The organism is Pantoea sp. FN0307, assembly GCF_050113815.1.
GTDB classification, from domain to species: Bacteria; Pseudomonadota; Gammaproteobacteria; order Enterobacterales; family Enterobacteriaceae; genus Mixta; species Mixta alhagi.
On record NZ_JBNJSO010000001.1, the window covers coordinates 373,975 to 393,126 of the forward strand.

Here is a 19,152-nt window from a genome sequence, read left to right on the forward strand (position 1 = left end):
CTGGAGTAAACCAACATGTCTGACGGCTGGAATATTGCGCTTTTAGGCGCGACAGGCGCAGTAGGGAACGCTTTACTGGAGTTGCTGGCCGAACGCCAGTTCCCGGTTGGTGAAATGTATTTGTTGGCAAGCGAGCGTAGCGCTGGAGAAAGCGTACGGTTTGCCGGGCACTCTTTGCGCGTTCAGGACGCCAGTGAATTTGACTGGTCGCAGGCGCAGCTGGCCTTTTTTGTGGCCGGTCGCGATGCGTCGGCGCGCTACGCAGAGGAAGCGGCCAGCGCAGGTTGTCTGGTGATTGACAGCAGCGATCTGTTTGCGCTGGAACCGGATGTGCCGCTGGTGGTGCCGGATGTGAATCCTCAGGTGCTGGCGGACTACCGTAACCGCAATATCATTAGCGTTGCGGACAGCCTGACCAGTCAGCTGCTGAGCGCCATCAAGCCGCTTACCGATCAGGCCGGTCTGGGCCGTCTGCAGGTGACTAATCTGCTGTCGGTATCGGCGCACGGCAAGGCGGCGGTAGATTCGCTGGCGGGCGAAAGCGCGCGTCTGCTGAACGGCCTGCCAGCCGAAGAGCATCACTTTGGCCGTCAGTTAGCGTTTAACCTGTTGCCGCAGTTGCCGGACAACACCGGCAGCGTGGAAAGCGAACGTCGTCTGGTTGAGCAGGTGCGTAAAGTGCTGCAGGACGAAGGATTACCGATCGCGGTCAGCAGCGTGCAGGCGCCGGTGTTTTACGGCAATGGGCAGATTGTGCATCTGGAAAGCCTGCGTCCGCTTTCAGCGGAAGAGGCACGCGATGAGCTGTCGCGCATCGATGCGATTGTGTTGTCGGATGAAAACAACTATCCGACTCAGGTAACGGATGCCTCAGATAATGCCAATCTCAATGTGGGTTGTCTGCGTAACGATTACGGTATCCCGGAGCTGCTGCAGTTCTGGTCGGTGGCCGATAACGTGCGCTTCGGCGGCGCGCTGATGGCGATAAAAACTGCTGAAAAGCTGGTACAGGAGTATCTGTACTAATGACGCAGGCGGTTAACCCGGGCGTCAGTAAACTGGCGCTCGGTATTGAATATGACGGCAGCCGTTATTATGGCTGGCAGCGACAGCAGGAAGTGCGCAGCGTGCAGGCACGTCTGGAGCAGGCACTGTCGCAGGTGGCAAACCATGACGTTACGGTATTTTGTGCCGGACGTACCGATGCGGGCGTACACGGCACCGGCCAGGTGGTGCATTTTGAAACCACGTCGGTGCGGAAAGACGCCGCCTGGACGTTGGGCGTCAACGCTAATTTGCCGGACGATATTGCTGTGCGGTGGGTAAAAGCGGTGCCGGACGAATTTCATGCGCGCTTTAGCGCAACGGCGCGGCGTTATCGCTATGTGATTTATAATCACCGGCTGCGTCCGGCGATTTTGCACGGTGGCGTAACGCATTTTCATCTGCCGCTGGATGTGGAAAAAATGCACCGCGCCGGGCAGTGTTTGTTGGGCGAAAACGACTTTACCTCGTTTCGTGCGGTGCAGTGCCAGTCGCGCACGCCCTGGCGTAATGTGATGCACCTTAACGTCAGCCGCCACGGCGGTTATGTGGTGGTAGATATCAAGGCCAACGCGTTTGTCCATCATATGGTGCGCAATATCGTTGGCAGTTTGCTGGAGATCGGCTGCGGCAATCAGCCTGAAGGCTGGATGGCTGAGCTGCTGGCGGCCAAAGATCGTAAGCTGGCCGCCGCAACGGCCAAAGCGGAGGGACTTTATCTGGTCGCCGTTGATTACCCGGCGCATTTTGCTTTACCCCGGCCCCCGATGGGGCCGCTGTTTCTCGAAGATTAACTTTCAGGCGCTGCCGCTCACTAAGGAAGAGTTATGGATCTAATCCATTTTGTTGTTGATTTTATCCTGCATATTGATGTCCATATGGCCGAGCTGGTGGCGCAGTATGGCATGTGGGTATACGCCATTCTGTTTCTGATTTTGTTTTGCGAAACCGGACTGGTGGTGACGCCGTTTTTACCCGGCGATTCGCTGCTGTTTGTTGCAGGCGCGCTGGCGGCGCTGCCGGATAACGATCTCAACGTGCATGTTATGGTAACGCTGCTGGTGATCGCTGCGGTGCTGGGCGATGCGGTTAACTACACTATTGGGCGGCTGTTTGGCGCACGGCTCTTCAGCAATCCCAACTCGCGTATTTTCCGCCGCAGCTATCTGGATAAAACCCACGCTTTTTACGAGCGTCACGGCGGAAAAACCATTATTCTTGCGCGCTTCGTGCCGATCGTCCGCACCTTTGCGCCGTTCGTCGCGGGCATGGGACATATGTCTTATCGCCATTTCGCGCTGTTTAACGTAGCCGGCGCGCTGCTGTGGGTGCTGTTGTTCTCTTATGCGGGCTACTTCTTTGGCGCGCTGCCGATGGTTCAGGAAAATCTGAAGCTGTTGATTGTGGCGATCATCGTGGTATCGATACTGCCGGGCGTGGTGGAAGTGTGGCGTCATCGCCGTGCGGCCCGCCAGCAAAAACAGCCTTAAGCTATCGGCGCTAACGGGTATGACCAGATTTTTATCCACAGCGCGTAATGGTTATGGTTTAATGAGCGACATTTATGGTCTGCTGAAGACGGCTTCAGCAGCAACAAGAAAAACTGGTCTCACCAGGTTCAAACAGAAAGGTCATCAATGAGCTGGATTGAACGAATTCTCAATAAGAGCACAATTACCCCGTCGCGCAGAGCAAACATTCCTGAAGGGGTCTGGACAAAATGCGACAGCTGCGGGCAGGTGCTTTACCGTGCCGAGCTGGAGCGCAACCTGGAAGTTTGCCCAAAATGCGACCATCACATGCGTATGCATGCGCGCGAGCGCCTGCACAGCCTGTTAGATCAGGGCACGCTGGTTGAGTTGGGTAGCGAACTGGAACCGAAAGACGTTCTCAAGTTCCGCGACTCCAAAAAGTATAAGGATCGCCTGGCTGCGGCGCAGAAAGAAACTGAAGAGAAAGACGCGCTGATCGTCATGAAGGGCACGCTGCACAGCATGCCAATTGTGGCCGCTGCGTTTGAATTCTCCTTTATGGGCGGCTCAATGGGCTCCGTCGTCGGCGCGCGCTTTGTCCGTGCCGTAGAGCAGGCGCTGGAAGATAACTGCCCGCTGATCTGTTTCTCCGCCAGTGGCGGCGCCCGTATGCAGGAAGCGCTGATGTCGCTGATGCAGATGGCGAAAACCAGTGCAGCGCTGGCGAAAATGCGTGAGCGCGGTCTGCCTTATATTTCTGTATTAACCGACCCGACCATGGGCGGCGTTTCCGCCAGTTTCGCCATGCTGGGCGACCTGAACGTGGCGGAGCCGAAAGCGCTGATTGGTTTTGCCGGCCCGCGCGTGATTGAGCAGACGGTACGTGAAAAACTGCCGCCGGGCTTCCAGCGCAGCGAGTTCCTGATTGAAAAAGGCGCGATCGATATGATTATCCGCCGTCCGGAAATGCGCTATAAACTGGCGAGCCTGCTGGCGAAAATGCAGAATCTGCCTGCGCCGCTGCCCGATCACGTTGATCAGCCGGACGAGCCGAAATCGGAAAGCCAAGAGGCCTGACAGATGATGGAAAGGCGTCTTTCACGACGCCTTTCACCAATGAACCGTAACCTTGTGAACGGGATCCATGGAAAATCTTCACCTTCCTCAAGCCACGTCGCCTCTGGCCGCGTGGCTTTATTATCTTGAGCGTCTGCATACGCAGGCCATCGATCTCGGTCTGACGCGCGTTGAACGCGTAGCCCGTACGCTCGATCTGTTAAAACCCGCCCCCTGTGTGTTTACCGTTGCCGGCACTAACGGCAAAGGCACCACCTGCCGCACCCTGGAGACGCTGCTGATAGCCGCCGGTTATCGCGTTGGCGTTTACAGCTCGCCGCATCTGCTGCGCTATACCGAGCGGGTGCGTATTCAGGGCGATGAACTGCCGGAAACGGCGCATACCGCCAGCTTTGCGGCGATTGAAGCAGGGCGCGGCGAAACCTCGCTGACCTATTTTGAGTTCAGTACGCTCTCGGCGCTGCAGCTGTTTAAACAGGCGGCGCTGGACGTGGTGATTCTGGAAGTGGGACTGGGTGGTCGCCTTGATGCCACCAATATCGTGGATGCGGACGTGGCGGTGATCACCAGTATCGCGCTGGACCATACCGACTGGCTGGGACCGGATCGTGAAAGCATTGGCCGTGAAAAGGCGGGCGTTTTCCGCGCAGGCAAACCTGCCGTGGTCGGCGAGCCTGACATGCCGCAGAGTATCGCCCAGGTGGCGCAGGAAAAAGGCGCGCAGCTGCTGCAGCTGGACCGCGACTGGCGCTGGCAATCGCAGGAGAGCGGCTGGCGTTTTTGCAATGCCAGCATAACGCTGGAAAATCTGCCACTGCCGCAGGTGCCGCTGCCTAACGCGGCCACCGCACTGGCGGCACTGAGCGCCTCTGGCCTGCACGTCAGCGAAGCGATTATTCGTCAGCATCTGGATAAAGCGGTGCTGCCGGGACGCTTCCAGACCGTGGCACAGCAGCCGCAGGTGATTCTGGACGTGGCGCACAATCCACATGCCGCAGGTTATCTGGCCGCACGACTGGCGCAGCTGCCAAAAGCGGGGCAGGTGCATGCGGTAGTGGGCATGCTGCATGATAAAGATATTGCCGGTACGTTGGCATCTCTGGCACCGCAGGTTGATTGCTGGTATTTAGCGCCGCTGGAAGGCCCGCGCGGTGCCAGCGCAGAGCAGCTAATGGCCGAGCTACAAACGGATCGGGCAATCGCCTTTGGTTCTGTTACCGAAGCATGGCAGGCCGCCATGCAGCAGGCAGCTGTACAGGATATTGTGCTGGTATGTGGATCATTCCATACCGTGGCACAAGTCATGGAAGCGATGGAAACGGAGAAGGGCAGTGGCAAGTAAGTTTCAGAACCGTTTAGTCGGCACGGTTATTCTGGTCGCCGTTGGCGTCATTGTATTGCCGGGCCTGCTTGACGGGAAAAAAAAGCATTATAAAGAGGAATTTGCAGCGATCCCGCTGGTGCCGAAACCGGACGATCAGCAGGATAGCGATATGGTGCCGCCGGTCACGCAGTCGCTGCCATCCCAGCCGCCAGAAGGCGCTGGCGCGGCGATCGGAGGCGACAGTAATCGTCCGCAGCAGACGGGCGATAACGGCGCTGCGATACCGCAGCCCAACAGCGAACCATCGGTAGTCGCGCCGCCGCCGGTGGTGCAGTCGCCGCCACAAGTGAAAACAGAGCGACCGAAGCCGGTTGAGCAACCGAAACCGAAGCCTAAGCCAGTAGAAACGCCGAAGCCGAAACCGGTAGAGACGCCAAAGCCGGTGGAAACGCCGAAACCGGCAGAGCAAACGGCCCCGACAGGGCAAGCCTGGATGGTACAGCTGGGCGCGCTGAAAAATGCTGCCAAGGTGAATGAGATTGTGGCGCAGCTGCGTCTCTCCGGCTATCGTGCCTGGACCGTGCCGTCAACGCCGGTACAGGGGCAGATTACCCGCATCTACGTTGGTCCGGATGCCTCAAAGGCTAAAATGCAGGCTGCGGTAGGCGAACTGAAAAGTATCTCTGGCCTGAGCGGCGTGGTTAAACCTTACAGCGCACGCTAAAGAGCCCGCGCAGCAGTGGATCCCCGCACGGGGATTGCCGCTGCGCCTGCTCCCGCTGCGGTTTTTTTATTCGCTTTTTTATTTTTATGGGATGGGGAAAACGCTACGCAAACGTTTTCTTTTTCTGTTAGAATGCGCCCCGAACTGGATGCAGGGGCACTGTCGCTGGAAGAGTTCATGGTCTGGATAGATTACGTCATCATTGGGATTGTTGGTTTTTCTGCTCTTGTCAGCCTGATTCGTGGGTTTGTTCGGGAAGCTTTATCTCTTATCACCTGGGGATGCGCATTCTTTGTTGCCAGTCATTACTATCCCTTCCTTGCTGTCTGGTTCACCGGATTTGACGATCAGCTGGTGCGCAACGGTATTGCCATCGCCGTTCTCTTTATTGCTACCCTGATTGTCGGAGCAATAGTGAACTATGTGATTGGCTCGCTGGTCGAAAAAACGGGTTTGTCGGGAACCGACAGAGTACTGGGGGTCTGCTTCGGGGCACTGCGTGGCGTGCTGATCGTTTCAGCGATGCTGTTCTTCCTCGATACCTTTACCGGCTTTTCCAAAAGCCCGGACTGGCAGCAGTCTCAGCTGATCCCTGAGTTCAGTTACATCATCAGATGGTTTTTTGACTATCTGCAAAGCACGTCGAGTTTTTTACCCCGGTAATCGCGCCGGGTGTGCGGCCAATGAGGATATGACAACATGTGCGGTATTGTCGGTATCACCGGTTTTATGCCGGTCAACCAGTCGATTTATGACGCGTTAACGGTGCTCCAGCACCGTGGGCAGGATGCCGCAGGCATTTGTACCATCGATGCGCTGAACTGTTTCCGTCTGCGCAAAGCCAACGGGCTGGTCAATGATGTGTTCGAAGCTCGCCATATGCAGCGTTTGCAGGGCAATATGGGCATCGGTCATGTGCGTTATCCTACCGCCGGTAGCTCCAGCGCGTCCGAAGCGCAGCCTTTCTACGTCAACTCCCCGTACGGTATTACCCTGGCCCACAACGGTAACCTGACCAATGCGCACGAGCTGCGCAAGCAACTGTTTGAAAGCGGCCGCCGTCATGTGAATACCACCTCGGATTCAGAAATTCTGCTGAATATTTTTGCGCAGGAGCTGGATCGCTGCCCGCATCACCCGCTGGAAGCAGATGATATTTTCTCTGCCGTTGCCGCTGTACATCAGCATGTGCGCGGTGCCTACGCCTGCGTGGCAATGATTATCGGTCACGGCATGGTCGCCTTCCGCGATCCTAACGGTATCCGTCCGCTGGTGATGGGCAAGCGTGAGCTGGCTGAAGGTCGCACTGAATATATGGTGGCTTCGGAAAGCGTGGCGCTGGATACGCTGGGCTTTGAGTTTCTGCGCGACGTCGCGCCGGGCGAAGCGGTGTATATCACCGTTAACGGTCAGCTCTATACCCGCCAGTGCGCTGAAAATCCGTGTAATAACCCATGCCTGTTTGAATATGTCTATTTTGCTCGCCCGGACTCTTTCCTGGATAAGATTTCGGTCTACAGCGCCCGTGTACGCATGGGCACCAAGCTTGGCGCGAAAATCGCCCGCGAATGGGAAGACCTGGATATTGACGTGGTGATCCCAATTCCGGAAACCTCCACTGACGTGGCGCTGGAAATCGCTCGCATCCTTGATAAGCCTTACCGTCAGGGCTTTGTAAAAAACCGCTATGTTGGCCGTACCTTTATCATGCCGGGTCAGCAGCTGCGTCGTAACGCGGTGCGCCGTAAACTGAATGCCAACCGTGCTGAGTTCCGCGATAAGAATGTGCTGTTGGTGGATGATTCCATTGTGCGCGGCACCACGTCAGAACAGATCATTGAGATGGCGCGTGAAGCGGGCGCGAAGAAGGTCTATCTGGCCTCTGCCGCACCGGAAATCCGTTTTCCGAACGTTTATGGCATCGATATGCCGAGCGCTACGGAACTGATTGCACACGGTCGTGAGGTGGAAGAGATCCGCCAGCTGATTAAAGCCGATGCGCTGATTTTCCAGGATCTTGATGATTTGATCGAAGCGGTACGTGAAGAAAACCCGGATATTGAGCAGTTTGAATGCTCGGTCTTTAACGGTATCTACGTCACGAAAGATGTCGATCTGCAATATCTGGAGTATCTGCAATCGCTACGTAATGACGATGCCAAAGCGCTGGCGCGTCAGAACGAGGTGGAAAGCCTCGAAATGCACAACGAAGGTTAAACTTCTTTGCGGGCCGGTTCTCCGGCCCGCAGCTTTTCTGTTACAGACGACAATGCTCGTCAACAGCCCGATTGCTGCCTCCATCTGTACCTCATTGTTGTTTATCTCCTGCTTGTTTATCGCTTTCGCCGGTTTTTAGGGCAGGTTGAGCCGTATCGTTAAAGGCGACAGGCAGCAAACCTGAGCTGTTGAGCCTGCCTCTGATTTACACTATTCCTTTCTTTAACCGTGATTACGAGCCGGGATACTCGCCCCGTTAAGAAAATACAAATAGATTTTATTAATTAGTTTTGTGGGTTACATTACCTTGCTGGATATTCCTGCATGGTAGTATTAGCCTGTAGATAAAACATAATTACAGCCACTGCGTAAACCCATTGTCAATAACAGCAGTTAGCTAACCATATTGAGTTATTAAAACTCAAAGCGGCTTTTTTTAATAATAAAATATCCATTTAATAACTTAAGGTAAATTTTAATTCCAGGTCTATTTTTAATGTGTTTTTCCGAGCAAATAAAAAGAGACGAATATCTCTAAATGGCACAGCAGTCTTTTATTTAAATGTGCTCAGTCACAGGCCAGGAAATTTCAAACTATAAGAAAAAGATATGGGTTAAATAAATATGGTGCCGTCAGGCTGTAATTTTTCTTACCTGAGTCATAAAATTAAAATTTTTAATTACAAAGTGAAAGTATTACTTTTGCTAATATTGATAACATCATAATAATAAAAATGTTATTTAGTTAACTGCTTGATATTTACAGTTAAAAGATAAAGTGACGCCTCATTTAGCTAATGAGTTGGCTGATTTGAATACCTGTCCAGATAATAAGGGCTTTGATTTAACTTATTGTTATATATATGCTTTATATATTATGCTTGTTAACTTTAGTTTAAAGTAAAATAAAGTAAAGCAAAGTAAGTATCCAGCAATGATCCGAAGCTTTCTATCATAACTTACTGTATTATATTGCTTTATTACAATATGCAGTAAATCAGCCATTTTATTAAAACTATTGCGCCTCATGTAAAAAGAATATATATATTTCCCGTCGAATAAATTTGTTTATTCAGACTTGATTATGTTTTTTAAAGGGAACTACATTCTTAACATTACTGTTCTTTGACTTCGGCTTTTCCGGGTCGATTATTTTTGAGCAAGCAGTCTTAAAAAAGAATGTACCAGGGAATTGATAGTAGAAGCGCCTTGCACCTGATAACAGGTATCAAAGTACCATCTACCTAATAATAGGTATAAACCATATCTGATGCCAGATAACTGGCATTTCGGGCAACTCCTTTTAAATTTAATGCCAGGTGTTTATATTATGACTCAATATGCTTCTCCTTCATCAAATATCATTCGTTCACTACTTCAGCATACACATTCTCTGTCTGTTTATGCCGAGGACATGCCCTATGCGTTAAAGGCTGAAATCTCTGAGCTCAACCTGAATACCGGTAACATGAGCCTGGAAGTGGAGTATGGCGGCTCGAATATTGAAAAATATCTGACCAGTGACGGATTGATCTTTGATATCGAAACGTTGAAAGGGTCTCCCACCACTGAACGGGAAACCTATAGTCTTAGTAATATCCCTGCCAAACTGCACAAGACGAACAGCATGTTGTATCGTCTTGATTTTCAACTCCCTGATACCATTTTCGCTAATGATGACGAAGGCACCCTTCGTGTGCCCTTTATTCTTGGTATGCAGGCCCGTGCCCATGTTGAAGTTTATCCGCATGAACTTAACGTCCCTGGCAGGCTGCGTGAGTTATCCGTCAACTGCTGTATGGTTGAGGTGGATCTGGTCGACAGTATTGCGCTTGACGTAGGCCTGGAGATCCCTGGCATTACGCTGGAGTTTCCCAATGGCGAAAGCTTTTTTGCCGAAGGCAGGGTTCGTCATATCCGACCCTTCGGCAATCACGGTTATGCTGCGGTTTATTTTAACTTTATCAATCTTTCATCGTCTCAGTTACAGACGCTGTTTCACTTTGTAAATGAAGCAGAGAGAGAAGCTTCTTACCGCATCGGTATGAGCGGTAAATTGATTTTCAAGTCTCCTCTGTTTATTCCCGGTCATAAGGAATTAAAGATGTTAAAACTGGCAGCGATAGAGCGTGAGAAACGCGCGCGCCATATTCCGATGGAGAGTGATGTCATTAACGTGGCGCACCAGCTCCAGGCCGGGTTGATGTATCTTAAGTCCCGGAGTCAGTTCTCAATTGATGTCTTTTATGGCTGTGCCGATAGCATACTCAGCCTGGTGAGACGAGACCGTAAAGCTTTTCTCTATGCCCTGTCGGTATTATGGAATAAGCCAGAATGGGTCAGACATGCTGTGCAGGTTGCCGGTAAACTGGCTGATATGCTGCTGCTGCGTAACCCGCATCATCCCCAGGTGCGCGAAGCTGTGCTGGGTGCGCTCATGCACACTATGGGCAAACCCCTGTTAATGAGCGCCAGTCTGCCGTCCCTGAAACTGTCGATGAATCCCGCTCAGAAGGAAATTCTTCGCGGGCATGTGCAAGAGCTTATCAGAAAACTGCCGGAATCAGGTTGGATGCCCGGCCCGGTTTGCCGCGATGTGATTGAAAATGCTAATGAACGTCTGGACGGCACGGGTTATCCGGCAGGCAAACGTGGGGAGCAGCTTTCGGAGCTATCGCGACTGGTCTCGGTGATTAAGGCGATCAACAAGTTAGAGCACGCGCGTAATGATATTCCGGCTCACTCACCGCTGGAGGCTTACCGCCAGATAAATGAAGCGGGAAGCGCCTATGAAAAAGCCGCGCTTATTGAATATGTTCAACTCTACGGACCATCGCCGATTGGAAGCCTGGCCAAATACGCTGGGGGTTTTCTGGCATGGGTGATGGATACTGACAGTAAGGGCGCTCCTGCTAAAATACATGTTATCAAGGATCTCCGTTTTCCTGATTCCAATATCAGCAGTGTGATTTCGCAAAGTGATATTTCACAAATTGGTAAGTTGGAAAAAATCGTTACGCCTGCAGATTCTGGTGTCACGCCGCCGGTTTACTAATGATGCTGCTTTATCGCGATTATTGATTGATGGGCTGCCAGAGAGTTATGTATATCGAAGCAGCCTGTGTAAATTATCGCTGGCAAAAAGATTTTGCCATTTTCTCCAGCAATGGGGTTTGCCAGCAAGTTAACTCACGCCCTGTAAAGCAATACCGTCTGACGCGGTTTACCTCACAGCATTGGCTTTAAGGGTGTTCAATTACATGAAAACCTTCGTCTGCGCCGGGTTCGACAAAATAACGCGTTATCTGGTGAAACTGTTCATCCGTTGCTGAAAAATCATGCGAACCTGCAGCGTTGCGTGCGTGTAAGCGGGACTTACAGACTTCGTCAGCAACTTTGAGATAGTGCAGACAATGCTCAGCACCAGATTCTGTAATGATACTCATTATCCAGTCACGGTTTGCCAGCGTATTTGCCGGAAAATCTAAAACAACGCTTACTCCCGCCTCAAGTAATGAAACCAGGTGTGGTTTCATTGCATTTCTGAGTTTTAGTGAATACTGAACATAATCTGCTACAGAGTGCATTTCATCAGCATAGAGTGCCGCCAACCATCGATCTTCGCTAATCAACACTGTACCGGGCGAAGCTGCTAATTTTGCCGAAAGCGTGGATTTACCTGACGCGATCTTGCCACATAAAAGATGTAGCGTCGCTTTTTTGGGCTGGGTAACGGTGGTCATGCTTTACCTCACTGGACAGGGATGTGTTGTAGAACGCTGAGCAGCTTTGATGATTTTCTGAAACTGCGGACACTGCATATGGCTGGGCGCGCTACAGTTCGCCACGTGACGTAGCCCGTCGCGTACTTTTGCCTGACGCTTAATCGTGTTATCAATTTCCTCTGCTTTCGCCATCAGCTGTTCGCGCTGGATTGCATAGCCTTTAGGGTTAACAACCTCAGCTATTTCATCCAGCGTAAAACCTGCCAGTCTTCCTAAAGCCACCAACGCCAGCGTCTGTATGACTTCTGCCTGGTACTGTCGCCGTAATCCTTTTCTGCCTGTCGGCGTAATGAGTCCTTTCTTTTCATAAAACCGCAGCGCAGAAGGTGATACGCCCGATATTTTTACCACCTCTGCAATATCTAACGCTTTCATTTCAGGTCCTGTTTTTCTGTTGACTTGAAGTCAGCTTCAGGTTGCACAATGCCGCACAGCTTAACATTTCAACATAAAAGGGGGCGGTAAAGATGGAAAATCTCGTATTAGATGTCATCGCTACAGGGATTGGCGCGACAGCAGTAATGGATGTATGGGGATTTTCACAGCGGCGTTTTTTTTCTGTCCCGTCGCTGGATTATGCGCTGGTGGGCAGGGCTTTGCTGTGGCTGCGGCACGGAAAATGGGTTCACTGTCCGATTATGTCGACGCCACCGCATAAGGGAGAAAAATTAGTTGGCTGGCTGATTCACTACGTTACGGGAATCGTGTTTGCGGCGCTGTTGATAATGCTAACGGGCAAAACGTGGCTGTATCAGCCGACGCTTGCGCCTGCATTGTTGACCGGCATGCTGACGCTTTGTTTTCCGTTTTTTATTATGCAACCAATGTTGGGTTTTGGCATTGCCGCCGCGAAAACAGCTTCGCCAGCCAGGGCGCGCCTGCGCAGCCTGATGACCCACCTGGTGTTTGGCATGGGCCTCTATTTTACGGCGCTGGTTCTAAGCTGGCTGAAGTGAAAACGTTATTCTCAGCCAATAAATCTTTCCAGCGATAATCACAGGAACCGTTGTAGTTGATTTATTAATTTCATGAAAATCATAGGTTTTTATGGTTGAAGCTGCTGACAGGATGTGCGATTTTTATCCTGTGTTTCCATCATAAGGATATGATGCATGAGCTTCAGCCTGCCTGGAACCGATCTTTATTACCTGCCACGTGACGATTTGGCCCCGGAAAAATATGAGGAAATTATTTCTCCTTATTCCGCCTGGTGGCATATCGACAGCAAATACGTTTTTGATGACCGTCCAACGTTGGGATTTCAGCTGATTAATATGTATCAGCGCGACGTTAACGGTTATACCAACCAGCTGCCGCCGCACGGGCCGCGGGAGCGGGAAAAGCTGCGAAGAATGCTCTTCAGCGGCGAGGTGGTGATGCTCGGCGGGTCTTCTGTCACAAAGGGGGAGTTGTTTTATATTGATGAGCATGGCGAACTGATTTGCCGCAACCCTCTGGCGTATAAGTTTGACGGGGCGCGGGATATTATCCGTGAGTATAAGCGGTCGGTTGCCCGCCGCGACTACAGCAGGAGGGGCGGAAAACCACGTCCCACGGTGTTACCTGCCCGGCAGGCGAAGGTAAAGCAGTCCGCGCCGTTGAACATCATCAACAGCAAAACCGCCGGACGGCTGCTGGCGGCAGGCGGGATGTATAACGGTAATCCCGACGGTTTCAGACAGACCGCAGAACAGCTCGGAGGCGATGCGCTCGCCGGTTATCAGCAGATGATGTCTGACGAGGTCAAAGGCCTGCTTATCGCAGGCGCTTCTGTTGCAGCTGCTTTCGGTATGGGTCATTTAGGTGCAAGCAGTAAAATTTTTGAACTAAGAAGCTTACATGTTCTTGGAAAGGTTGAGGGAGAATACTCAATGATAAAGCCAGGACCGTTACCTAATGATATCGCCGGGACATTTTCTGGTGGCATATACAAAGAAATAATATTATCAACCGATACGACATTCTTTCGGGGTGGCGTAGCCAATAGGCCATTGGGCCAGTTTTTCGGATATGAACAACCTCAAGGCATACTACAAACCCGCATAGATAAAGCCTTGTTACCCAGGTGGCCTAACGGTAATAAATCACCCCTTGATAGCTATCATAAAATACAAATCCCTGCGGGAACCAGGGTGTATGTGGGTGAGGTTGGATATCAGAATGCCCTTTATTCGGGCGGTACGGAACAAGTGTTAATAATGGAGCCGTGGGAAATTCCTGGCGTTAAAGTACTGAGCAGCGGAGGTTTAAAATGAAGCATGAGATACGAAAAATCATTACTGATATTGCCTGTATACTCTCATCCAATGATGAGCTTTCATGGGCGAAAGAATTTGAAAATTTAGGCTCGGCGCTTGATATGGACTACGAGTCGTCGCTTAGATCGCTGAAGGCGCTATATGGCGGCATGGGATCATTTAACGATCTTGTTCTTCATAAAGAGGGTATACCTTTGCTTTATGAAAATAGAAAGCTTAATAACTTACGCCGCAAACTCTACAATCAGCTTGAATTAGCTACCGCATCATGACGTTGCTTAGCATAAAACTAACAGGGGTTCCCATAGCGGCAAGCCCCGTCAAAAACTTAATGCTCTACCGGCGGAGGCAACAGCAGGATCGGGAGCAGTCCGAGCAGAATCGCCACCGATGCCGTCAGCAGCACACCATCAATTGATGTGAAGCGCAGGAGCAGGCTTCCCGCCAGCGCACCTGAGCCAATCGCCACATTGAAAATAGCGACATAAATTGCCGAAGCGGCCTGCGCGGCAGCGCCAGCCAGCCGTAACAGCCACGTTTGAAAGCCGACAAAAATCACCGCAATGCCTGTTCCCCAGCCCAACAGCAGTAATCCAGTCACAGCCGGATGCCGCTGTAAAGGCAATATGGCTAACAGCGCAACGGCGGCAGCCGCCATGATTAGTGCTGCAATCGCCAGACCTTTCAAATGACGATCGATAAGCTTACCCGCCAGCACATTGCCAACAATACCCGCCAGTCCGAATACCAACAGCAGCATGCTTACCAGCGGGGCAGGCAACCGTAAGGTTTCTGACAACAAGGGTTCTATCCAGGTAAAGGCTGCAAAATGCGCGGTAATCACACAGGCAGTGGCGAGATAAAGCTGTAAAAAAGAGCGCTGCGTTAAGAGCGCTGACAGTGCACGCAGCCCGATCGGAGATGTCGCCCGCAGAGGTGGAACGCTGCAGGCGATAACGCAGGCGGTTAACAGAGCAATCACGGCAACAATAATAAAGGCGCTGCGCCATCCCGCCACGTTCGCCAGAAAATTAGCCAGTGGCACGCTTGCCACACTGGCAGCGGAAACCCCGCCAAAAATAATTGCGGTCGCTAATCCAAAGCGGGCAGGCGGAACCAACTGGGCGGCAACGGTGCCGATCAATGCCCAAAAAGCACCATGAGCCAGCGCGCCAGTGATGCGTGCCGCCAGCAGCAGATTGAAAGAACTGGCCCAGGCGACGGCAAGGCAGGATGCTGCCAATACCAGCATCATGCCGGTCAGCAGCATGTGGCGCGGAACGCGCTGCGGCAAAGCCCCGGAAAGCAGTGCGGCTACCGCTGCTACCCAGGCATAGGCCGTGACGATGATCCCGGTCCCGGCCTGAGACTGGTTAAAATCCTGCGCCAGCGCCGAGAGCAGGCCGATCGGGGCCAGTTCGCTGGTCACAATAGTAAAAGCGCTAATGCCCAGCGCCACCACGGCCAGCCAGCTACGCCAGCTCTGAATGGCTGGCTTCTCAAGAATTGCGGTTCTGCTCATATCTGGTTCCTTTTCTTAAGTTGCTTACGCATCAAGACCTTTCATGCCTTCTGCGGTATAACGTTCGCCAGCTACCGGTAATGCCGTCACCGCCTCCCGTAATGCCGTTAGTTCTTGCGGGCTTAACGTTACCTTGAGCGCCGCCGCATTCTCCTGCAAATGCAGGCGATTACAGGTGCCGGGAATGGGAATAATGTCTTCTCCCTGCGCCAGCAGCCAGGCAAGGGTAATCTGGGCGGCGGTACACGCTTTTTCTGTCGCCAACGCAGCGATCACTTCAGCAAGCGGCTGGTTCCTGGCGATATTTTCCGGCTGAAAACGGGGCAGGCTGGCGCGGAAATCGCCGGGCACAAAGGTTGTCGTTGGCTGAAAGCGACCGGTTAAAAAGCCGCGCCCAAGCGGAGAGTAGGCCACCAGTCCGATACCCAGCTCCCGGCAGGTCGGCAGCACAGCGTTTTCTACCTCGCGTGTCCAGAGTGAATATTCCGTTTGAAGTGCCGCCACCGGATGAACCGCATGCGCCCGTTTTAGCGTGGCTGCACTAACTTCGCACAGGCCGATATGGGCAATTTTTCCTTCACGTACCAGCTGTGCCAGCGTTTCCATTGTCTCTTCCACCGGCGTTGCGCTATCCAGACGGTGAACGTAATAGAGATCGATCTGCTCAATGCCCAAACGTCGCAGCGAAGCTTCACAGCTGCGGCGGGCATAGTCCGCGCTGTTATCGATATGGCGACGGTATTCCCCCGGCTGGCGCACAATGCCGAACTTGGTCGCAATTTTTATCTGTTGCCGCCGGGAGGCCAGAAAGCGACCAATGATCTCTTCGTTGTGATAAGGACCATACATATCTGCCGTATCAAAGAAGTTAATTCCGCTATCCAGCGCCTGTTCCAGTACGCGCAGCGAGGCAGCGTCATCGCGCGGCCCGTAGAATTCGCTCATTCCCATGCAGCCCAGGCCCAGTGCAGAAACCTGCAGATTTTTTGTCAGCTGTCGTTGTTGCATTTTTGCTCCTCCTGTTGGTTGCAGGAAGTATCTGCTTTTCTCTATTGGCGAAGTAGCGTTAAAATCGGCGTTCCGTTTTCCATTTTTGAAAAACAAAATGTACGCCTCTATTCACTGGGATGATGCCCGGATATTTCTTGCCGTTGCCCGCAGCGGCACCTTAAGTCGTGCTGCAGATGAACTGCGCATCGGGATCGCCACGCTGTCGCGCCGTCTGGATCGGCTTGAAACCGCGCTGGGCGTACCGCTTTTCAGCCGCCATCAGACCGGCTATCGTCTGACCGATGATGGCGAAGCGCTGCTGGAACGGGCTGAAGCGCTGGAACATGCCGCACTTGCTTTTGGCGAGGCGGCGCAAACCCAGGGCAAGGTGGCGGGAGTGGTAAGGCTGGCGACGGCGGAAAATCTGGCAAACCCGCTGATTATCCCTTCGCTGGGGGCGCTTTTCTCGCAGCATCCTGAACTGCGGGTGGAGGTCATCAGCGGCCTGGAAACGGTGAATCTGCACCGCCGCGATGCCGATTTGGCAGTACGCATGGTGCGCCCTGAAGCGGGTAATTTAACGATAAAACGCGTAGGCACGCTGGGCTTCGGCCTGTACGGGTCAGCCTCTTATCTGACCACCCGGCGCTTCGATAAAGAGAACGCCGCTTTCGAGCATGATGATTTTATTGGCTGGGCGGAAACGCATCATCATCTGCCTGCAGCAAAATGGCTTTTACGTACCTTGCGCGGGCGTCCCTGTCGGCTGGAAACCAATACGCTGGCGGCACAGCTTTCCGCCGCCGTTGCCGGGATGGGGTTAGCGCTGCTGCCTCATTTTCTGGCGCAGCGGGCAGGGTTGCATTGTCTGCTGGCGGAGCCGGGCGTTGAGCAGCCGGTGTGGCTGGTAATGCATGCCGATCTGGCGCATTCGCGTCGGGTCAGAGTGGTAGCCGATCACCTTATTCATCTTTTTGCTGCACAGGCAGAGGTGCTAAAGGGCGTCGCGTTAACGGTTTGATTGTAATCTTGTGGGCGGGCGTCCAAACTTAACCTCCCACCAATAAGGAAAGTATTTTCATGAAAAGAGTGATCGTTGGCATTTCCGGCGCCAGCGGCGTCATTTACGGCGTTCGCATGTTACAGCTTTTAAAGCCGCTGCCGGAAATTGAAACGCACCTGGTGATGAGCAATGCCGCCCGCCAAACGCTGGCGCTGGAGACAGATTTTACCCTGCGCGAAGTTCAGGGATTTGCCGATGTGGTGCATGATGTGCGTGATATCGCTGCCAGCATCTCTTCCGGTTCGTTTAAAACCGCAGGGATGGCAATTTTACCCTGTTCGATGAAAACGCTCTCCGGCATCGTTAACAGCTATAGCGATGGGCTGCTGACGCGAGCCGCCGACGTGGTACTGAAAGAGCGCCGACGCCTTGTGTTGTGTGTGCGGGAAACGCCGCTGCATCTGGGACATCTGCGGATGATGACCGCTGCCGCCGAGCTGGGCGCCGTTGTGATGCCGCCAGTGCCAGCCTTTTATCATCGCCCGCAGAGCCTGATGGAGGTAGTCGATCAAACGCTGAATCGCGTACTCGATCAGTTTGATATTACTCTGCCGGAAGATCTGTTCACGCGCTGGCAGGGTGCATAACCTCACATAAAATGTTCTGTTTTGGTGCATTAATCCGGCCTGGATCACTTTTCGTGCAGGTCATGCACCAAAACGTAACAATGTCGCTTTTTCCTCTTTTCAAGCCTGCTATATTTCATTCACAAACGAAGCGCTTATGTCCGTTTTTTGCTGCCGTGAAGGCCAGACGTCATTCATGCCGCAGCATTGTGAACTGGCATGAAAAGTGCAGTTTCCTGAAAGCAAACCTGTCACATCTCACATAACTATAAGCTCTTCACTTGAGGATAACCCATGAAAAAGCGAGTTTTGGCTCTCTCTTTGCTGCTGGCTTTCGCAGGCACTGTCGGCGCTGCCGTACCGAAAACGCTGCGTATCGGTAACGATCCCACCTATCCGCCGTTTGAATCGAAAAATGCGCAGGGCGAGCTGGTCGGTTTTGATATCGATCTGGCCAATGAGATCTGCAAACGTATTGAGGCTCGCTGTACCTATGTGGAGAGCGATTTTGATGCGCTGATCCCCTCGCTGAAGGCGAAGAAAATTGATTTTATTATCTCTTCGCTCTCTATCACTGAAAAGCGTCAGCAGGAGATCGCCTTCTCTGACAAGCTCTATGCCGCTAACTCGCGGCTGGTAGCGCCAAAAGGCGCAAAACTGGAGCCAACGCCGGAGTCGTTAAAAGGGAAAAATATCGGCCTGCTGCAGGGCACCACCCAGGAAACCTATGCGAATCAGTACTGGCGTCCGAAAGGCGTTACCATCACGCCTTACGCTAATCAGGATCTGGTCTATCAGGATCTGAATGCGGGCCGCATCGATGCCGCTTTCCAGGATGAAGTGCAGGCGAGCGAAGGCTTTCTGAAACAGCCGGTGGGCAAAGATTACGCCTTTGCCGGTCCGGCAGTAAAAGATGACAAAATCTTTGGCGTCGGCACCGGTATCGGGCTGCGCAAAGAAGATAGCGAACTGAAGGCGGCCATTGATAAAGCCTTTGCTGAAATGCGCAAAGATGGCACCTATGACAAGATCGCGAAAAAGTATTTTGATTTTAACGTTTACGGTAATTAATCGCCGACCGTTATGGCCGCTTGCTTAGCGCGAGCGGCA

Annotated in this window: 19 protein-coding genes; 15 read left to right on the forward strand and 4 right to left on the reverse strand. The window is 52.5% G+C overall.

Annotation, left to right across the window (positions count from 1 at the left end):
* Window positions 1-15 precede the first annotated feature (15 nt).
* From ACQE3Z_RS01780 to ACQE3Z_RS01820, 9 genes are all read left to right on the forward strand, one after another.
* Window positions 16-1,026 (forward strand): aspartate-semialdehyde dehydrogenase, encoded by a 1,011-nt coding sequence (locus ACQE3Z_RS01780; RefSeq protein ID WP_426971842.1) that lies wholly within the window; start codon window positions 16-18, stop codon window positions 1,024-1,026.
* On the forward strand, window positions 1,026-1,838 hold the full coding sequence (gene truA, locus ACQE3Z_RS01785) for a tRNA pseudouridine(38-40) synthase TruA (protein ID WP_426971843.1): 813 nt from the start codon (window positions 1,026-1,028) through the stop codon (window positions 1,836-1,838). Before ACQE3Z_RS01780 ends, truA begins: the two co-directional genes overlap by 1 nt.
* 33 nt (window positions 1,839-1,871) lie before the next feature.
* Window positions 1,872-2,534, forward strand: coding sequence for a DedA family protein (locus ACQE3Z_RS01790; protein WP_250650471.1), 663 nt, complete (start codon window positions 1,872-1,874; stop codon window positions 2,532-2,534).
* Window positions 2,535-2,681: 147 nt separating this feature from the next.
* Window positions 2,682-3,593 (forward strand): acetyl-CoA carboxylase, carboxyltransferase subunit beta, encoded by a 912-nt coding sequence (gene accD, locus ACQE3Z_RS01795; RefSeq protein WP_426971844.1) that lies wholly within the window; start codon window positions 2,682-2,684, stop codon window positions 3,591-3,593.
* Between the two features lie 67 nt (window positions 3,594-3,660).
* On the forward strand, window positions 3,661-4,935 hold the full coding sequence (gene folC / locus ACQE3Z_RS01800) for a bifunctional tetrahydrofolate synthase/dihydrofolate synthase (RefSeq protein WP_426971845.1): 1,275 nt from the start codon (window positions 3,661-3,663) through the stop codon (window positions 4,933-4,935).
* Window positions 4,925-5,641, forward strand: a complete 717-nt coding sequence (gene dedD / locus ACQE3Z_RS01805; protein ID WP_426971846.1) for a cell division protein DedD — start codon at window positions 4,925-4,927, stop codon at window positions 5,639-5,641. Before folC ends, dedD begins: the two co-directional genes overlap by 11 nt.
* Window positions 5,642-5,818: 177 nt before the next feature.
* Complete coding sequence (cvpA, locus tag ACQE3Z_RS01810; RefSeq protein WP_085072315.1) at window positions 5,819-6,304, forward strand: colicin V production protein; 486 nt, start codon at window positions 5,819-5,821, stop codon at window positions 6,302-6,304.
* A 36-nt stretch (window positions 6,305-6,340) separates the two neighbouring features.
* Window positions 6,341-7,858 carry an amidophosphoribosyltransferase gene (purF, locus tag ACQE3Z_RS01815; protein WP_426971847.1) on the forward strand — a complete coding sequence of 506 codons (1,518 nt, stop codon included), beginning with the start codon at window positions 6,341-6,343 and terminating at the stop codon, window positions 7,856-7,858.
* Window positions 7,859-9,128: 1,270 nt separating this feature from the next.
* Window positions 9,129-10,913, forward strand: a complete 1,785-nt coding sequence (locus ACQE3Z_RS01820; RefSeq protein WP_426971848.1) for an HD domain-containing phosphohydrolase — start codon at window positions 9,129-9,131, stop codon at window positions 10,911-10,913.
* Between the two features lie 187 nt (window positions 10,914-11,100).
* Here the strand turns inward: ACQE3Z_RS01820 and ACQE3Z_RS01825 are convergent, their stop codons facing one another.
* Both ACQE3Z_RS01825 and ACQE3Z_RS01830 read right to left on the reverse strand, forming a co-directional pair.
* The gene (locus ACQE3Z_RS01825) at window positions 11,101-11,601 is read right to left on the reverse strand and encodes an AAA family ATPase (RefSeq protein ID WP_426971849.1); all 501 of its coding nucleotides are present in this window, start codon (window positions 11,599-11,601) and stop codon (window positions 11,101-11,103) included.
* Between the two features lie 3 nt (window positions 11,602-11,604).
* Window positions 11,605-12,018, reverse strand: coding sequence for a helix-turn-helix domain-containing protein (locus tag ACQE3Z_RS01830; protein ID WP_426971851.1), 414 nt, complete (start codon window positions 12,016-12,018; stop codon window positions 11,605-11,607).
* A gap of 92 nt (window positions 12,019-12,110) precedes the next feature.
* On the opposite strand from ACQE3Z_RS01830, the gene ACQE3Z_RS01835 reads away from it, so the two are divergent.
* The 3 genes from ACQE3Z_RS01835 (at window position 12,111) to ACQE3Z_RS01845 (ending at window position 14,173) form a co-directional block, all read left to right on the forward strand.
* A complete protein-coding gene (locus ACQE3Z_RS01835) occupies window positions 12,111-12,599 on the forward strand; it encodes a DUF2938 domain-containing protein (RefSeq protein WP_426971853.1) in 489 nt (162 codons plus the stop codon).
* Window positions 12,600-12,755: 156 nt separating this feature from the next.
* A complete protein-coding gene (locus ACQE3Z_RS01840) occupies window positions 12,756-13,898 on the forward strand; it encodes a hypothetical protein (RefSeq protein ID WP_426971854.1) in 1,143 nt (380 codons plus the stop codon).
* Window positions 13,895-14,173, forward strand: coding sequence for a DUF6966 domain-containing protein (locus ACQE3Z_RS01845; RefSeq protein ID WP_426971855.1), 279 nt, complete (start codon window positions 13,895-13,897; stop codon window positions 14,171-14,173). The genes ACQE3Z_RS01840 and ACQE3Z_RS01845 overlap by 4 nt, the downstream gene beginning before the upstream one ends.
* 56 nt (window positions 14,174-14,229) lie before the next feature.
* Here ACQE3Z_RS01845 and ACQE3Z_RS01850 read toward each other — a convergent pair whose 3' ends face one another.
* Window positions 14,230-15,423 carry an MFS transporter gene (locus ACQE3Z_RS01850; protein ID WP_426971856.1) on the reverse strand — a complete coding sequence of 398 codons (1,194 nt, stop codon included), beginning with the start codon at window positions 15,421-15,423 and terminating at the stop codon, window positions 14,230-14,232.
* 24 nt (window positions 15,424-15,447) lie between these two features.
* Window positions 15,448-16,431, reverse strand: a complete 984-nt coding sequence (locus ACQE3Z_RS01855) for an aldo/keto reductase (protein WP_426971857.1) — start codon at window positions 16,429-16,431, stop codon at window positions 15,448-15,450.
* Between the two features lie 97 nt (window positions 16,432-16,528).
* Between ACQE3Z_RS01855 and ACQE3Z_RS01860 the strand changes: the two genes are divergently transcribed.
* The 3 genes from ACQE3Z_RS01860 to argT all read left to right on the forward strand — a co-directional run bounded on the left by ACQE3Z_RS01860 (window position 16,529) and on the right by argT (window position 19,113).
* Window positions 16,529-17,434: a LysR family transcriptional regulator gene (locus ACQE3Z_RS01860; RefSeq protein ID WP_426971858.1), complete on the forward strand. Its 906-nt coding sequence runs from the start codon at window positions 16,529-16,531 to the stop codon at window positions 17,432-17,434.
* A 59-nt stretch (window positions 17,435-17,493) separates the two neighbouring features.
* Window positions 17,494-18,063, forward strand: a complete 570-nt coding sequence (locus ACQE3Z_RS01865; RefSeq protein WP_250650458.1) for a UbiX family flavin prenyltransferase — start codon at window positions 17,494-17,496, stop codon at window positions 18,061-18,063.
* Window positions 18,064-18,336: 273 nt separating this feature from the next.
* The gene (gene argT / locus ACQE3Z_RS01870; RefSeq protein ID WP_250650457.1) at window positions 18,337-19,113 is read left to right on the forward strand and encodes a lysine/arginine/ornithine ABC transporter substrate-binding protein ArgT; all 777 of its coding nucleotides are present in this window, start codon (window positions 18,337-18,339) and stop codon (window positions 19,111-19,113) included.
* The last annotated feature ends 39 nt before the right edge of the window (window positions 19,114-19,152 follow it).

What these genes read in the sequence shown, in the direction of transcription:
- ACQE3Z_RS01780 (WP_426971842.1), top strand. Translation starts at nt 16, where the DNA reads ATGTCTGACGGCTGGAATATTGCGCTTTTAGGCGCGACAGGCGCAGTA.
- truA (WP_426971843.1), top strand. Translation starts at nt 1,026, where the DNA reads ATGACGCAGGCGGTTAACCCGGGCGTCAGTAAACTGGCGCTCGGTATT.
- ACQE3Z_RS01790 (WP_250650471.1), top strand. Translation starts at nt 1,872, where the DNA reads ATGGATCTAATCCATTTTGTTGTTGATTTTATCCTGCATATTGATGTC.
- accD (WP_426971844.1), top strand. Translation starts at nt 2,682, where the DNA reads ATGAGCTGGATTGAACGAATTCTCAATAAGAGCACAATTACCCCGTCG.
- folC (WP_426971845.1), top strand. Translation starts at nt 3,661, where the DNA reads ATGGAAAATCTTCACCTTCCTCAAGCCACGTCGCCTCTGGCCGCGTGG.
- cvpA (WP_085072315.1), top strand. Translation starts at nt 5,819, where the DNA reads ATGGTCTGGATAGATTACGTCATCATTGGGATTGTTGGTTTTTCTGCT.
- purF (WP_426971847.1), top strand. Translation starts at nt 6,341, where the DNA reads ATGTGCGGTATTGTCGGTATCACCGGTTTTATGCCGGTCAACCAGTCG.
- ACQE3Z_RS01820 (WP_426971848.1), top strand. Translation starts at nt 9,129, where the DNA reads ATGCCAGATAACTGGCATTTCGGGCAACTCCTTTTAAATTTAATGCCA.
- ACQE3Z_RS01825 (WP_426971849.1), bottom strand. Translation starts at nt 11,601, where the DNA reads ATGACCACCGTTACCCAGCCCAAAAAAGCGACGCTACATCTTTTATGT.
- ACQE3Z_RS01830 (WP_426971851.1), bottom strand. Translation starts at nt 12,018, where the DNA reads ATGAAAGCGTTAGATATTGCAGAGGTGGTAAAAATATCGGGCGTATCA.
- ACQE3Z_RS01835 (WP_426971853.1), top strand. Translation starts at nt 12,111, where the DNA reads ATGGAAAATCTCGTATTAGATGTCATCGCTACAGGGATTGGCGCGACA.
- ACQE3Z_RS01840 (WP_426971854.1), top strand. Translation starts at nt 12,756, where the DNA reads ATGAGCTTCAGCCTGCCTGGAACCGATCTTTATTACCTGCCACGTGAC.
- ACQE3Z_RS01845 (WP_426971855.1), top strand. Translation starts at nt 13,895, where the DNA reads ATGAAGCATGAGATACGAAAAATCATTACTGATATTGCCTGTATACTC.
- ACQE3Z_RS01850 (WP_426971856.1), bottom strand. Translation starts at nt 15,423, where the DNA reads ATGAGCAGAACCGCAATTCTTGAGAAGCCAGCCATTCAGAGCTGGCGT.
- ACQE3Z_RS01855 (WP_426971857.1), bottom strand. Translation starts at nt 16,431, where the DNA reads ATGCAACAACGACAGCTGACAAAAAATCTGCAGGTTTCTGCACTGGGC.
- ACQE3Z_RS01860 (WP_426971858.1), top strand. Translation starts at nt 16,529, where the DNA reads ATGTACGCCTCTATTCACTGGGATGATGCCCGGATATTTCTTGCCGTT.
- ACQE3Z_RS01865 (WP_250650458.1), top strand. Translation starts at nt 17,494, where the DNA reads ATGAAAAGAGTGATCGTTGGCATTTCCGGCGCCAGCGGCGTCATTTAC.
- argT (WP_250650457.1), top strand. Translation starts at nt 18,337, where the DNA reads ATGAAAAAGCGAGTTTTGGCTCTCTCTTTGCTGCTGGCTTTCGCAGGC.